We start from the raw sequence: 13,941 nt of genomic DNA, 5'->3' as shown, positions 1-13,941 counted from the left end.
CCCCAGAACAAGGCAGCGCTAAGAAGCCTGTGACGTGTCGCAGTTTTCGAAAGCTTGGCGGGATCGCATCCCATCGCCTGATGTCGTTATAGCGGAGGAGTGGATCGTAATCCGCTTCGTTTGTTTCCGGGGCAACATGGAGCGCGTCATGAGAGCAATGGTGCTCGAAAGCATCGGCACTCCCTTGAAACTGGTCGACAGATCCGACCCCATACCGGGGGTGGGCGAGATCAGGTTGAAGGTCGAGGCATGCGCTGTCTGTCGGACCGATCTGCATGTCATTGATGGCGATCTGCGTCATCCAAAATTGCCGCTGATTCCCGGTCACGAAATCGTCGGCATCGTCGATTCCGTGGGCAAGGGCGTGGCGCGTTCCAGGATCGGGCGGAGAGTCGGTGTGCCATGGCTTGGGCACACTTGCGGGCATTGTCCCTACTGCGCCACAGGACATGAAAATCTTTGCGATGAGCCAGATTTCACGGGCTACACACGCGATGGCGGCTTTGCCAGCCATGTCATTGCCGACGCGCAATTCGCCTTCGATCTGGACCAGGATGCCGATCCCGTATCGCTGGCGCCGTTGCTCTGCGCCGGCCTGATCGGCTGGCGATGCCTGAAGAAGGCCGGTGACGGCAAGCGGCTCGGAATTTACGGCTTCGGCGCCGCCGCGCATATCGTCGCTCAGATCGCGATCTGGCAAGGCCGTGAGATTTTCGCTGTCACCCGGCCCGGTGACGAGCAAGCACAGGATTTCGCGCGCTCGCTCGGAGCAACCTGGGCGGGCGGTTCGGATCAACTTCCGCCCAGGCAGCTCGATGCCGCGATCATCTTCGCTCCTGTGGGCGACCTGGTGCCGATCGCGCTTGGTGCCGTCCGCAAGGGTGGCCGGGTGGTTTGCGGCGGCATTCACATGAGTGAGATTCCGGCGATGGCCTACGAATTGCTCTGGGAAGAGCGCGAACTGGTGTCGATCGCAAACCTGACGCGCCGCGACGCCGAAGAGTTCTTTCCCATCGCCAAGCGCGCGCAGGCGCGCACGCACACCAAGGTCTATCCGCTGGAACTGGCCAATCAGGCATTGGACGATCTGAGGCAAGGCAGATTGAGTGGCGCCGCCGTTCTCGTGCCGTGATTGACAGTTGAGGATTATCTGGCCCGTTCTCCCAGATCGCGCATTTGTCGGATCCACTTCGCGCGGGTCGCATCGCTGGCGCCGGCGACCATGCCGAACAAGGTCTCGCGCACCGGGTTGATGCCGACAAAATGCAGGATGCTTCGCTTCATGCCGGCGATGCCGTGTCCAAGAAACCACAGCCGGTAAAGAACGGAAGGCATGCCCATCGTCACCACAACGCGCGCGGAGCGGCCGCGAAGCAATGTCTTGGTGAAGCCGGTACCCTTGTCCGGATAGGCAAAGGCCGTTCCCGGCCGCATGACCTGTTCCAGGAATGCCTTGAGCATGGCCGGCATGGTCCCAAGCCACAGCGGAAAGACAAAGACAATGTGCTCCGCCCAGACGATCGCTTCGGCTGCGTCCTTCAGCTCATCGGGAATCGAACCGTGCTCGAACTCCTGCATTGTCCGCAGCATCGGAAAATCGATCGCCGCCAGATCGACCCGGCGGACGGCGTGCCCCGCCTTCTCCGCGCCCTCGCCATAGGCCCTGGCGAGACCGCGGCAGAGGCGGTCCGGGGACGGGTCGGGATGGCCGACCACAATCAGGATGCGTCGCGACATGGTCTACTCCCAGTGAGCCTGACGTTTTCTCGTCAGGGCCGCTCCACCCTCGCCACCTGATAGGTGTGCATGGCGCCGTTGCGCTCGATCGACACGTATTCGCCGGTCACAAACCGTTCGTCGCCGAGATGAAAGCCGATCTCGTCGTCGCGATCGCCGTCGGCGTAGTCGAAGAACCACTGTCCGCCGGGCTTGCGCCTCAGCCGGCCGATCAAATCCTCCTCGCCGGTACGAAAGCGGCGCACGCGACAAGAGGCCCTGTGCGATTTCCACTCTTCCGCATCGATCTTGCCTTCGCCGGTCAACGGAGCCAGCACGTCGTAGCCTTCTTCGCGGTCGCCTTCCGGGTGGCCCTTTTCACGCGCAAGCAGCAGCCGGACATTGCGGAATTTCGGGGTGAGGTCCTTCAAACTGGTCATGGCGAACTCCTTTCACGGAGTCTCATAGATCGGTGGCGGGAACTGGCCCTTGATCCGCATCAAGGAAGGCTCGATCGCCGCGCTTCTACCCAGGACCAAGCAACAACGTGGCGCCGTAGCCGGCGGTCGCAGCGGCGAAGGTTGCGCCGGCCAGCGGCAACCAGAACCCGATCGGCCCGGCAAATACCGCCAATGACAGGCGACCGATCGCATTTGCCGCCAGTGCCGCCAGCACCGCCTGGCCGATAGTCTCGACAGGGACCGAATGCTTGACCAGTCGCAAGGCACTGAGCACCGAGACGTCGACATCGAACGTGCCTGCCAGCGCCGAAGTAACCAGCAAGCCGCGGCCGCCGAATTGGGCTGCCAATGCAGCGCTTGCGGTGGCGACAACCGCGAAGAGCAGTGCGAACAGCAGCAGGGGACCCAACTCGAATGGATTGCGCGCAATAGCGCTGCCTTCTCCATTCCCGCTGTCGCGAGTCATCAGCAATGCGCCGCAGACAGCGAAGGCGAGCGCGGCTGCCATCGCCGCGATAGCGACCGAAGCAAACACGCCTGGCTCTATGATCAGAACCACGGCGCAGACGCGGAGCACCGAAACCATTGCAGCCAGGGATGCCGCGCCGGCGAGCGGTAGCGGATTGCTCGCCGAGGCGGCGTTGCGGGCAAGCGCCAAGGTCACGGCGGTGGAAGAGACGATCGCACCGGCGAGCGAGCTGACCAGCAGACCACGCGTATTTCCCAGAATGCGAACACTCACATAGCCGGCGAACGAAATCGAGGCCATCAGCACCGTCAGGAACCAGACTTCCCAAGGGTTGAAACCGCCCCACGGGTCCATAGTCCGGTTTGGCAGCAGGGGCAGAACAATCGCCGTCATCACAGCCAGGATCAGCGCCGACCGGAGTTCGACCCAGGTCAGCCGCTTCAAAAGACCGTGCAGGACCTCGCGGCTGGCCAGGATTGCCGCCAGTGCCGCCCCACCGGCAGCAGCAGCACGATAATCGCCGGCGACGGAAAGCGCGCCAAGGGCAAAAACGCCCAGGCCCGCGATCACGCTCGTGACACTGAAATCCTCGTCATGGGCAGCCTCGCGCGCCTTGTACCAGGCAAAGATTGCCGCAAAGGCGATGAAGCCGCCGACCAGCACCGATACGGAGCCTAGTGCACTCGCCAGCGCCGCGAGCACGCCACCAAGCAGGCCGGATATGCCGAATGTCCGGATGCCAGCGGTGCGACTGCGATCGGGCGCATCCCGCTCCTGCCAACCACGCTCCAAGCCGACAAGAAGACCTATTGCGAGGGCAAGTCCAAGCCGGGCGATGAGCGGATCCATCGGCGCGACGACTTCAGGCGGCGACCATTGGCAGACGGTCACGCACCCACCTGACAATCTGGCCTGCCGTCATTGCGCCGGATGTGCGCGCGATTTCGCGCCCGCCATGAAAGAGGATCATGGTCGGGATGCTGCGAATGCCCAGCCTGGCCGCGACGGCCTGCTCATTGTCGGAATTGAGTTTGATCAGGCGAACATGCGGCTCAAGTTCATTTGCCGCGGCTTCGTAAGCCGGCGCCATCATCTTGCAGGGGCCACACCACGGTGCCCAGATGTCGACGACAACGGGCAGGCTGCTGCGCGCGATCTGATTATTGAAGATCGCGGCATCGACATCTTCAGGATGCCCCGAAAACAGCCGGTTCCCGCACTTTCCGCATTTCGCCTCCATGGCATTGCGGCCCGGCGGCAGGCGGTTGACCCCACCGCACTTGCTGCAAACCACCAGATCTTGCTGTGCCATAGCCATTCACCGATTTTGTTCTCGACCACTATGCGCGCCACAGATGCCCATCGCCAAGGGTGCGCAACGCGTTGAGGATAACCGCCACGTCGATCCCTTCCTGAAGCAGCGCTCCGGCAACCGGCGTGATCTGCCCCATGGCCGCTGCGATCATTGCCAGCCCGGACAGCACCAGCCCGGCGATGATGCTCTGCAAGGCGATCGATCGCGTTCGCCGTGCAATCCGCACCGCATCGGCAACCGGCTGCAGCCTGTCGGTCAGCACGATGACGTCCGCCGCCTCGGAGGAAGCGGTGGCACCACGTGCGCCCATCGCGACGCCGACCGTTGCAGCCGCAAGCGCTGGGGCATCGTTGATGCCGTCGCCGACCATCATCGTCGGTGCCGAGGCTTTCTCGGCTGTGACCGTCGCGACTTTTTCGGCAGGCGTCGCATCGGCGACCAGAGCGTCGAGGTCGAGCAAGGCGGAGATGCGCTTGGCTGCGGCGCCGTCGTCGCCCGTGAGCATGACCATGCGCGTTATGCCGGCAGAGCGCAGTCTGCCGAGTGTATCATGCGCATCAAGACGCAGGGCGTCGCCGAAAGTGAAGACACCGGCAAGCCGTCCGCCGAGTGCTACAAATACCCTGAGTACGGGCTCGTCCCGGTATTTTTCTTCGCCGTTTTTCGCCCAGCCGGGCAGCGGCTTGTCGGCGAGCACGAGAGCTCGCGATCCCGCCACGATCGCCATGTTGTCGACCCGGGCCTTCAGGCCCGCACCGCGATGCTCGCGGACATCACGCGGATGCGAAAGCACCAACTGCCTGCCGCGCGCCGCCCGGATGATCGAGTCGGCGAGTACATGGTGCGAGGCTTGTTCCAGGGATGCCAACAACTGCAGCAGATGGTTGGCGTCACGGCCGGGTGCAGCTTCGATTTCGATGAGCTCGGCGCCGCCGATGGTCAAGGTTCCCGTCTTGTCGAAGATCGCGGTCCGAACTTGCGCAAGCGCCTCCAGAGCCGCGCTGCCTTTCATGAGGATGCCAGCACGCGCGGCACGCGATACGCCACCGATGAAGGCAACGGGCGCGGCGAGGATGAGCGGGCAAGGTGTCGCGACGACCAGCACGGCCAGCGCACGGATTGGATCTCCGGAGATGTACCACGCGGTACCAGCGACCAGCAAAGTGACCGGCAGAAGGAACAGGGCAAAGCGGTCGGCCATGCGAATGAACGGGGATTTAGCGGTCTGCGCTGCAGCCACCATGCGCACGATCGCGGCATAAGTGCTTTGTTCCGAGAGAGCAGAAGCCCGCATGTTGAAGGTCTCGCCGGCGTTGACGGTGCCGCTGCGCAGCACATCCCCTGCGCTGCGTCGTTCCGGCAGGGGTTCTCCGCTCACCGCCGACTCGTCGAGAGAGGCCGAAGCATCGAGCAGGATGCCGTCAACGGGAAGCAGTTCGCCGGCACGAACCAACAGCTCATCACCGACAGCCACGTCTTCGACAGAGATGGTCTCTGTCCCTCGCGTTGACGTCCGATGGGCGACACGCGGCGATCGGTCGGTCAATGCCTTGAGGTTCCGTTCCGCGCGGCCACGAGCGAAATCCTCGAGCGCGGTGCCGCCTGCATACATGATCGCGACCACCACTGCCGCCAAGGGCTGGCCGAGCAGCAGCGCGGCGGACATCGACACCAGCGCAATCGCATCGACACCGAAACGCCCGATCCAGAAATCGCGCAGGATGGAGATGGCGAGAGCCACCACCACGGGTAAGGTCGCCACCGTCCAGATCGTGTTGGCTTCAAGCGGGCCGAGCCCGGTTCGCCAAACTCCGATCCCAACGGCGAGACCCAGTATGGCAATGGCCAGCAATGCGCGTCGCAAGGTGGACTCGTTCATGCGATGCCTTTCGATTTGATCGATGCTCGCCAATTTTCGCCAGCGCTGACGGGGCGCGTCGAACTCGGGCAACAGCTAATAGCGAGAACCGGAGAACGCTTTGATCCAACGCAACGAACGGGCAGGATCGACGGGCGATCATCGCTACGAACAGGAGGCATGAGGGGTGACGATCCGAAATCTCGAACATGTGTTCGCCCCGAAGTCCGTTGCTGTCTTCGGTGCATCGGTGCGCGAAGGCTCCGTCGGCCGTGTCGTTTTCGACAACATCGTCAGCGGTGGCTTCGAGGGCGACATTTGGCCGGTCAACCCGAAATACTCCGAGGTCGCCGATCGGCAATGCTATGCCAAAGCGGCCGATCTGCCTGACGTCCCAGACCTTGGCGTCATCGTCACGCCGCCTGAGACAGTCCCCGGCATCGTACGCGACCTTGCTGAAAAGGGCACGCGGGCGGCGGTCGTGATCACCGCCGGACTGACGCGCGAAAACGGCCTGCGCCAGGCGATGCTCGATGCGGCCAAGCCCACTCTCTTCCGCATCATCGGGCCGAACACGGTCGGGCTGATGATCCCGCCGATGAAGCTCAATGCCGGATTTGCGCATATGGCCGCCAAGCCCGGCAACATCGCGCTGCTGTCCCAATCCGGCGCCATCGCCACATCGTTGATCGATTGGGCGGCCGACAACAATGTCGGGTTCTCCCAAATCGTCTCGCTCGGCGACATGGCGGATGTCGACGTCGGAGATTGTCTCGACATGCTGGCGGGCGATGCGCACACCCGCGCCATCGTCATGTATCTCGAAACCATTCCCAATCCGCGCAAGTTCATCTCGGCCGCTCGTGCGGCGGCGAGGATCAAGCCGGTGATCGCGATAAAATCGGGTCGGCACGAGCAATCGGCCAAAGCGGCCGCGACCCATACCGGCGCGCTATCGGGGGCCGACCGTGTTGTCGATGCGGCGCTGCTGCGGGCAGGCATACTGCGTGTCAAAGGTCTCACTGAGTTGTTCGATGCGGTCGAAACGACCGCTCGTTTCGTTCCGCTAGAACGAGCCCGCGTCGGCATCGTCACCAATGGCGGCGGCGCCGGCGTGCTTGCCGTCGATCAACTCGTCGAAGGCAACGGGGAACTGGCCGAATTGTCGCCGGAAACAATCGCCCGCCTGGATGCCGTCCTGCCGAGCACATGGTCCCGCGCCAATCCGGTCGACATTATCGGCGACGCCCCGCCAGAGCGCTATCAAGCCGCTATCGAGGCCGTCGCGGCCGATGCCGGGACCGACGTCGTCCTGGTCATGAACTGCCCGACTGGGCTCGGCTCGCCGCTTGCCGCGGCGAGCGCGACGGCGGCGCTCGCGCAGGACGGCAAGATTGGCGGCAAACCTGTCCTGACCTGCTGGCTTGGCGAACACACGGCGCGCGAAGGGCGACGTGTTCTTCAGGATGCAGGCATTGCCAGCTTCGAGACGCCAGCGGATGCCGCAACGGCGGTCTCCTACCTCAGCGAATGGTCGCGTGCCCAGCGGGCATTGATGCGCACCCCGTCGAGCCGCGGCGAGGACATCACGAGCCACCGGGAAGCCGTGCTCGCCATATTCAGGCAGGTCGCGGGGGAAGGGCGGCGAATGCTGACCGAGCCCGAAGCCAAGGCAGCAATTTCCGCCTACGGCATCCCGGTGCCCGAGACGATCGTAGCCAGATCTCCTGCCGAAGCGGAGGCGGCCGCCAGCCGGCTCCTCAAGACGTCCGAGCAGGTCGCCGTCAAACTGTTGTCCAAGGCGATCTCGCACAAGTCGGACATTGGCGGTGTGGTGCTCAACATTGCCGATGCAGCTGCCGCAGGAGAGGCCGCACGCACAATCGAGGCGCGCGTGTGCATACACGCACCGCAAGCCGACATTGAAGGCTATGCCATTCAGCCAATGGTGGTGCGGAAACAGGCGCAGGAACTCATCCTCGGCATGAGCCGGGATCCGATCTTCGGGCCGGCCATCCTGTTTGGAGCCGGCGGCGTCTCCGTCGAGGTGATGGACGATACAGCGATTGCATTGCCGCCGCTCGACGACGTTCTTGCCGGTGATTTGATCGACCAAACGCGGATCGGCCGCCTGCTGGCCGGATTCCGCGATCGCAAGCCGGCCGATCGGCAGGCGATCATCACGGCGCTGAACGGCCTGTCACAGATGATCGTCGACTTTCCGTGCCTTGTTTCAATGGACATCAATCCGTTGCTCGCCGATTCCGCCGGCGTGATTGCGCTCGATGCCCGTATCGAGATCGAGCCGGAACGCGTGGAGGAGCCGGGTCCGAATCGGGCGCTTACCATCAGGCCCTATCCGTCGGGTTGGGAAAAAGAGTTTTCGGCCGACGGCGTGCGTTACCATATCCGGCCGATCAAGCCGGCCGACATCGCGCTCTATCCGGATTTCCTCACCAGGATTTCGCCCGATGATCTGCGCCTGCGTTTCCTGTCGCCGCGCAAAAGCTTCACCGACCAGATGTTGAAGCGGCTTACCCAGCTCGACTACGACCGCAACATGGCTTTCGTCGCATTGGACACGAGCACTGGCGCGCTGGCGGGCATCAGCCGGCTATCCTGCGACCCCGACCACGTCGGAGCAGAATACGCTTTGCTGGTGCGGACGGACTTGCAGGGGCATGGCCTGGGTTGGGAATTGCTCAGCCAGATCGTCGACTATGCAAAAGCGGATGGCATACGCTGCATCGAAGGCATCGTGCTGAGCGAAAACAGCAAGATGCTGGCCATGTGCCGCGAGTTTGGCTTCTCGATCACGCATCTTCCGAACGAGCCCGGCCTTGTCGAGGCCAAGTTCGAACTCGGTTGATATCGATCGTACGCACCCAGTCAGGACGCTGTGCGCAGGATCTCGGAAGCATCGTGCGCGCAACATCTTCTCAATTCGGCGACGATGTCGACGAGCTGTCGATCGGAGTCGGTCCGGCGCCAACTGGCCTGGCTGGCATTGCTCTGCAATTGACGCGACAGGATATCGACCGTGGCGTCCGAGGGGCCGCCCTTGCGTTCATTGACCCGCTGCCAAAGGATGAGTGGATCCGCCTCCAGCCAGAAGCCGGAGAATGCGATACCTCGGTCGCGCGCTGCCTTTTCAATCCGCTCACGATCGGCCGGTCTGTCGAAAACCGCATCAGCGACAACCGAACCCCCCTCGGAGAGGATCAGGCCGGCGCGCCATGCCATTTCGTTGTAGACCCGTTCGGACACCTCAGGTCGATAGGCCTTGTCCGGCAGCCTGGTCTCGGCGGCCACGCCGTGCATCGCCTTGCGGATTCGGTCGCTTTCGACAATGCGTGCGCCGGGCGGCGCTCCAACATAGGCAGCGAGCGCCTCGGCAATGGTCGTCTTGCCGGAACCACTGAGGCCGCCGATGGCAACGAGCCGCGGTTCTGTCCCCTGGAGAAATGTCAGGGCCAGTTCGAAATAGGATCTCGCCTCGGCAATCAGCTTGTCGCTGTCGGCGCTCCCTTCCTCGACCTGCGTTGCGGTTACATGGGCGCGAACGGCAGCACGCACGGCCATGAAAAACGGCAGTAGGATGAAACCGTCTTCATCGTCGGCCTCGTCGAGATAGCGGTTCATCACGAGATTGGCGAGCTGGGGGAAGCCGCGATGCCAGAGGTCCATCAACAAGAAGGCAAGGTCGTACAGAACATCGATGCTGGCGATCTGGTCATTGAATTCGATGCAATCGAAGAGGCGAGGCTCGCCATCGAAAAGGCAGATGTTGCGCAGGTGCAGATCGCCATGGCACCGGCGGATCTTGCCCGCGGCCTCCCTGCGGTCGAGCAATCCGGCATGCCGGGCAAGCGCGGTGCGGAAGGCCCCGGCAAAGGTCTCGATCTCCCGTTTCGTAAAAACATGGCTGGTGCCAAAGCCGGCCTCGTTGATGTCGAGCACGCCCATCAAATTGAACGAGCCAGTGCCATTGTGGACCTCCGGAGCTGCGCGATGATATCCTACGATCATCCGTGCTACGGCGGTCATGAGCACCGGCGTCAATTCTCCCGCGGTTGCCATTCGATCGAGAAGCTTCGACTGGTCGAAGCGGATCATCTCGATCGCCGCGTCGAGCATTTGGCCGGTGCCGTCAAGAGCCAATTTGTCGTCGGCTTCCCGCGTGATGCGACGCACCCTCAGATAGAGGCCGGGAGCGGTTTTCGAGTTGAGTTCTATCTCTTTCTCACAAGCGGCCAGCCTCAGTGCCGGCGTCGAGAAATCGACATAAGGCAGCTTGACCGCCCGCTTCATCTTGTAGGCGCGTTGGCCAACAAGGAAAATACGTGAAATGTGAGTCTCGATCGCCTCGACGGGCCCAATAGCGCCATGGGTAGCAGGATCAAGCAGAAACGCGGCAGCGGCTTGCTGGTCGTCGACGATCATGGCCGGCCTACCCAGTGTGTCTTGCGAAATTCGTTTCCGCGATCTGCGCTCATTGCTGCAATGTCTGGACATAACCTGCCAACTCATGGATGCGTTCCCTGGTGACGATTTCGCCTGCGTTCGGGCCATATTTCTTCACGTCGGCAGGCAGGAATTGGCTGCCCCACACTGGCATGTCGCGCTCGCCATGCGCCGGCACCATGGCGCGACCGTCGATCACGGCATAAACGCGCCAGTAAGGGAATTCGCCGCCATTGCGCCTGGAGAGGCGTGTCAGGTCGCTCGGCCGCTTCAACAGCTCGTCGCCCAACGGGCCATCGCCCTTGCCTTCGGGACCATGGCAGACGGCGCATGAGTTCATGTATTCGGCCTTGCCGTCGCCGAGTTCCTGGGCGCCGGCCGCGTTGAAGGCCAATCCTGCCAGAGCCACTGTGATCAGGAATCTCATGTGTGTTTCCCCGATTGTTCGGCTGAAATCTAAAGCCTTGCTTTGGCAGTGCGTTGATGCGGATCAAATGCTGCCGCAGTCACGGTGTTTGATTCAACGCAATGAACGCGCCGACCGCCCTCGCTAATGACTGAAACCACGACTGACCCTTCAATCGAAATCAGGAGTTGCCGCCGTGACTTTCAGGACATTGCTTACGGTTACCGGGCCGAGCCAGGGTGAAGGCGATCTAAAGCTAGCCGCCTCGCTGTGCGAACAGGTCGGCGCCCATCTCTCCGTGCTCGTCCTCGAGCTGGCCGCACCGCCCTCCGGCGGCGAGTATGCCGCTGTCGTCTCACCGGCATGGCTGGAGGAACGCCAGGCCGAACTGAAAAGGCTGGAGAAGAGAATTTCTGACGTCGCTGGCTTTCTCTCCCAGACCGCCGTATCGGCCGATCTGAGCGACGACTATCCCGACATGGGATGGGCGGACGACGTCATCGGAAGGCGTGCCCGCTACGCCGATCTGACCATTCTCGGACCGGACCTGCTGGCAAGCCATACGCTCAAGGACAAAGTCATCGAGGGCACGCTGTTTTCGTCAGGAAAGCCCATTCTGCTCGTCCCCGAGGGCTCGCACCCGACGCTGACGCCGAAACGCATCCTCGTTGCATGGGACGCCCGTCTTGAGTCATCGCGCGCCGTCCGCGAGTCGCTAGATATGCTGAAAGGCGCCGAAGATGTGCGCCTTGTCATCGTCGATCCCATTGAAAACGAATTCCATCATGGCGAGGAGCCGGGTGCAGATGCCGCGGCCTATCTTGCCCGGCATGGCGTCAGGGTTACGGTCGAGCGGCTGCCAAGCGCGAACCATTCGGTTGCCGACGTCCTTCGCCAGCATGCCGGCGACGTTGCGGCCGAGCTGATAGTCATGGGCGCCTATGGTCATTCCCGTTTGCGCGAGCGGATTTTCGGCGGGGTCACCAAGTCGATGCTTGAGGGTCAATTGCTGCCGGTCTTGATGGCGCGATAGGAATTCAACGGTTGGAAAAAAGGGCCGGCGCAGATTGCGCCGGCCCTTTTCATTTCTCGCGAGACTTGATGGGGCGACTACTCGCTCGCTTCCCGTCCGGACACCTGCTCGATCAGGATCCGAAAGAAAACGTGCGGTGCACTGTCGGCTGTGGGAGGAACGATGGGCTTGAGTGCACCGGGTTCCCACCAGTCGGAGTGCTTGCTCAAGACCGACCAGGCATGATCCCGCTCAAGCTTGTGGCCGATCCGGTCAGGCAGTTCTTCGTATCGGCCGTCGGCAACGACGCTTCTCCATCCTCGCCCCTGGCCATGTTCATCGACCTGGACGGACACCAGCGGATTGGCCCGCATCCATTCGATCTTTTTCCCCGGCATTGAAAACGCGTAAAGATGAGCGTCCGAATGGGCGTAGTGGAAGGGCACGATGTAGGGTTGCCCGTCCTTCGCGCATGCCAGGTGGCCAACGCGATTGGCCGTCAGCAATTTGGTACATTCCAAAGCAGAAAGCGTGCGGATCTGCATCAGTGCGATCTCCTGTTCTTCACGGCTTTTGAACTAGGCCGGAGACGTGCCGCTGGCCAGTTTTGTACAGTTGGGCAGCCTCGTCCATAGCGGAGACAACGTCGTTGTCGGAGAGCTGCGGGAATCGCAGATAGTGGTGGCCCAAGGCCCGGAACTGTCCTGGCTGACTAAGGCAGACCACACGGTCCGCTTCCTGCTCCAGCGCGGCGACCGTCTCTTGCGGTGAAACGGGCACTGCCACGATGATTTCCCTCGGTGACCGGCGTTTAAGGGCGCGGATCGCGATTTTCATGGTCGTACCGGTCGCGGCCCCGTCATCGACGATGATCGCGGTCTTTCCCGCAATCGAGATCGGTTTGGTCTTCCCGCGATAGGCAGCGCGCCGGCGTTCGAGTTCTGGCCGCTCATTTGCAATCAAGACACGTAGTTCGCTTTCGTCGAGCGCATAGGTTTCGACAATCTCACGGTTCAAGACGACGTCGCCAGGGTCGCCGTCGACGATTGCGGCAACAGCCAGCTCGGGATTGCCCGGGGCGCTGACCTTGCGGACGATAAGCAGGTCAAGAGGAGCGTTGAGGGCCCTGGCCACTTCCACTGCGACGGGCACGCCGCCACGCGGCAATGCCAGCACGATGGGCTGGTGCAGTTGAAGCCTGCTAAGTTCCAGGCCAAGCTTCACTCCAGCCTCTTCCCGGTCGCGGAACATCGGTCAATCCACCGGCCACAGTTTTCGCAGCGACTTCTTCATCGAGTTTCTCACCTGTACGATCTCACCATGCGAAATGTGACGGTCGAGAAGCTTGAACACGGCACTGATCGCGACATCGAAGTCGATCTCCTCATCATAGCCGAAACTGTTTCTGACGCTGATAATAAAGTCGCGCTTCGTGCGCTCATGCGCAGGCACCGCAGGATTCCAGCCTTCGAAATAGATGCCGCGGACCAAAACAGGCAGTTGCGCCGAGAGGTCGGCCATTTCCGCCGGCGACAGCCAATCCCGCACTGTGTGCAGGACAGACCTCAGGAGACGGCACGCGCTCGGCTCGCTCCAGCAGAGGTCCTTGGCGAGCTCCTTGACCCACTGTTGCGCCTGCTGGCCAGCGTGCGTGAAGTCAGCGAAGGACGTGTGAGAAATATGACCCATGGCGATGCTCCTCGAAGATTTGAACCCCATTCTCAGGCATCGAAGGGCTTTGAGCATTGAGCAGGATCAAACTGCTCATAGGCAAAGGAGATGGAGGCCGTTTGGGCAGGCGGCGGCTTTCAGCCGCCGGATTTCTGCACCAGCAAGGGCACGATCCGATCGCTCTTCGCGACAGCGGGCCGGCCGGCGGAACCGTAGGGAATACCGAGCGCATCCCATGTCTCGACCAGCGCGTCCTGCAGTCTCGCGATCAGCGTGTCCGAATGGAACGGCGTCGGCGTGATGCGCAGCCGCTCCGTGCCGCGTGGCACGGTCGGGTAGTTGATCGGCTGGATGTAGATGCCGTGCACGCCAAGCAGGCGATCGCTGGCCATCTTGCAGAGCTCGGGGTCGCCGACCAGCAGCGGCACGATATGGGTTGGCGACTCCATCACCGGCAGGCCGGCCGCCGACAGGATCTGCTTGGTCCGGCTCGCTTGCTGCTGCTGCGCGTCGCGCTCGGCCTGCGAGCGCTTCAGATGGCGGATCGAGGTGGTGGCCGCTGCGGGCGG

General features: G+C 62.4%; 14 protein-coding genes. 3 read left to right on the top strand and 11 right to left on the bottom strand.

Annotated features, from left to right (window positions below; genetic code table 11):
- Window positions 1–148: 148 nt before the first annotated feature.
- The gene (locus tag AC1D05_RS19155; protein ID WP_477442955.1) at window positions 149–1,132 is read left to right on the top strand and encodes a zinc-dependent alcohol dehydrogenase family protein; all 984 of its coding nucleotides are present in this window, start codon (window positions 149–151) and stop codon (window positions 1,130–1,132) included.
- Window positions 1,133–1,146: 14 nt separating this feature from the next.
- On the opposite strand, the gene AC1D05_RS19150 is transcribed toward AC1D05_RS19155, so the two are convergent.
- The 5 genes from AC1D05_RS19150 to AC1D05_RS19130 form a co-directional block, all read right to left on the bottom strand.
- On the bottom strand, window positions 1,147–1,737 hold the full coding sequence (locus AC1D05_RS19150) for an NAD(P)H-dependent oxidoreductase (protein ID WP_477442953.1): 591 nt from the start codon (window positions 1,735–1,737) through the stop codon (window positions 1,147–1,149).
- Window positions 1,738–1,769: 32 nt separating this feature from the next.
- Window positions 1,770–2,156, bottom strand: coding sequence for a hypothetical protein (locus tag AC1D05_RS19145; RefSeq protein ID WP_477442951.1), 387 nt, complete (start codon window positions 2,154–2,156; stop codon window positions 1,770–1,772).
- A gap of 85 nt (window positions 2,157–2,241) precedes the next feature.
- A complete protein-coding gene (locus tag AC1D05_RS19140; RefSeq protein WP_477443336.1) occupies window positions 2,242–3,495 on the bottom strand; it encodes an MgtC/SapB family protein in 1,254 nt (417 codons plus the stop codon).
- 13 nt (window positions 3,496–3,508) lie between these two features.
- Entirely contained in the window at window positions 3,509–3,958 is a 450-nt protein-coding gene (gene trxC, locus AC1D05_RS19135) for a thioredoxin TrxC (protein ID WP_477442949.1), read from the bottom strand.
- Between the two features lie 28 nt (window positions 3,959–3,986).
- Window positions 3,987–5,840 carry a heavy metal translocating P-type ATPase gene (locus AC1D05_RS19130; RefSeq protein WP_477442947.1) on the bottom strand — a complete coding sequence of 618 codons (1,854 nt, stop codon included), beginning with the start codon at window positions 5,838–5,840 and terminating at the stop codon, window positions 3,987–3,989.
- Window positions 5,841–6,006: 166 nt separating this feature from the next.
- Here AC1D05_RS19130 and AC1D05_RS19125 point away from each other — a divergent pair, with 166 nt between their 5' ends.
- Entirely contained in the window at window positions 6,007–8,688 is a 2,682-nt protein-coding gene (locus AC1D05_RS19125; protein ID WP_477442945.1) for a bifunctional acetate--CoA ligase family protein/GNAT family N-acetyltransferase, read from the top strand.
- 20 nt (window positions 8,689–8,708) lie between these two features.
- Here AC1D05_RS19125 and AC1D05_RS19120 read toward each other — a convergent pair whose 3' ends face one another.
- Together AC1D05_RS19120 and AC1D05_RS19115 are read right to left on the bottom strand one after the other, a co-directional pair.
- On the bottom strand, window positions 8,709–10,262 hold the full coding sequence (locus AC1D05_RS19120; RefSeq protein WP_477442943.1) for a bifunctional aminoglycoside phosphotransferase/ATP-binding protein: 1,554 nt from the start codon (window positions 10,260–10,262) through the stop codon (window positions 8,709–8,711).
- A gap of 49 nt (window positions 10,263–10,311) precedes the next feature.
- The gene (locus AC1D05_RS19115; RefSeq protein WP_477442941.1) at window positions 10,312–10,710 is read right to left on the bottom strand and encodes a c-type cytochrome; all 399 of its coding nucleotides are present in this window, start codon (window positions 10,708–10,710) and stop codon (window positions 10,312–10,314) included.
- Window positions 10,711–10,885: 175 nt separating this feature from the next.
- On the opposite strand from AC1D05_RS19115, the gene AC1D05_RS19110 reads away from it, so the two are divergent.
- On the top strand, window positions 10,886–11,722 hold the full coding sequence (locus AC1D05_RS19110; RefSeq protein ID WP_477442939.1) for a universal stress protein: 837 nt from the start codon (window positions 10,886–10,888) through the stop codon (window positions 11,720–11,722).
- Window positions 11,723–11,799: 77 nt separating this feature from the next.
- Here AC1D05_RS19110 and AC1D05_RS19105 read toward each other — a convergent pair whose 3' ends face one another.
- The 4 genes from AC1D05_RS19105 to AC1D05_RS19090 form a co-directional block, all read right to left on the bottom strand.
- The gene (locus AC1D05_RS19105) at window positions 11,800–12,246 is read right to left on the bottom strand and encodes a pyridoxamine 5'-phosphate oxidase family protein (protein WP_477442937.1); all 447 of its coding nucleotides are present in this window, start codon (window positions 12,244–12,246) and stop codon (window positions 11,800–11,802) included.
- 19 nt (window positions 12,247–12,265) lie between these two features.
- Complete coding sequence (locus tag AC1D05_RS19100) at window positions 12,266–12,952, bottom strand: phosphoribosyltransferase (RefSeq protein WP_477442935.1); 687 nt, start codon at window positions 12,950–12,952, stop codon at window positions 12,266–12,268.
- Window positions 12,953–12,955: 3 nt separating this feature from the next.
- Window positions 12,956–13,390 (bottom strand): DUF2267 domain-containing protein, encoded by a 435-nt coding sequence (locus tag AC1D05_RS19095; protein WP_127280177.1) that lies wholly within the window; start codon window positions 13,388–13,390, stop codon window positions 12,956–12,958.
- 119 nt (window positions 13,391–13,509) lie between these two features.
- Window positions 13,510–13,941, bottom strand: a 432-nt coding sequence (locus AC1D05_RS19090; protein ID WP_477442933.1) for an aminotransferase class I/II-fold pyridoxal phosphate-dependent enzyme, incomplete at its 5' end; no start/stop codon positions are given.

The sequence above is a fragment of the Mesorhizobium sp. P2_E9 genome (genome assembly GCF_056403815.1).
This window is presented reverse-complemented; position numbering and strand designations above follow the sequence as displayed.

What these genes read in the sequence shown, in the direction of transcription:
- AC1D05_RS19145 (WP_477442951.1), bottom strand. Translation starts at nt 2,156, where the DNA reads ATGACCAGTTTGAAGGACCTCACCCCGAAATTCCGCAATGTCCGGCTG.
- AC1D05_RS19115 (WP_477442941.1), bottom strand. Translation starts at nt 10,710, where the DNA reads ATGAGATTCCTGATCACAGTGGCTCTGGCAGGATTGGCCTTCAACGCG.
- trxC (WP_477442949.1), bottom strand. Translation starts at nt 3,958, where the DNA reads ATGGCACAGCAAGATCTGGTGGTTTGCAGCAAGTGCGGTGGGGTCAAC.
- AC1D05_RS19150 (WP_477442953.1), bottom strand. Translation starts at nt 1,737, where the DNA reads ATGTCGCGACGCATCCTGATTGTGGTCGGCCATCCCGACCCGTCCCCG.
- AC1D05_RS19130 (WP_477442947.1), bottom strand. Translation starts at nt 5,840, where the DNA reads ATGAACGAGTCCACCTTGCGACGCGCATTGCTGGCCATTGCCATACTG.
- AC1D05_RS19095 (WP_127280177.1), bottom strand. Translation starts at nt 13,390, where the DNA reads ATGGGTCATATTTCTCACACGTCCTTCGCTGACTTCACGCACGCTGGC.
- AC1D05_RS19105 (WP_477442937.1), bottom strand. Translation starts at nt 12,246, where the DNA reads ATGCAGATCCGCACGCTTTCTGCTTTGGAATGTACCAAATTGCTGACG.
- AC1D05_RS19155 (WP_477442955.1), top strand. Translation starts at nt 149, where the DNA reads ATGAGAGCAATGGTGCTCGAAAGCATCGGCACTCCCTTGAAACTGGTC.
- AC1D05_RS19100 (WP_477442935.1), bottom strand. Translation starts at nt 12,952, where the DNA reads ATGTTCCGCGACCGGGAAGAGGCTGGAGTGAAGCTTGGCCTGGAACTT.
- AC1D05_RS19140 (WP_477443336.1), bottom strand. Translation starts at nt 3,495, where the DNA reads ATGGATCCGCTCATCGCCCGGCTTGGACTTGCCCTCGCAATAGGTCTT.
- AC1D05_RS19120 (WP_477442943.1), bottom strand. Translation starts at nt 10,262, where the DNA reads ATGATCGTCGACGACCAGCAAGCCGCTGCCGCGTTTCTGCTTGATCCT.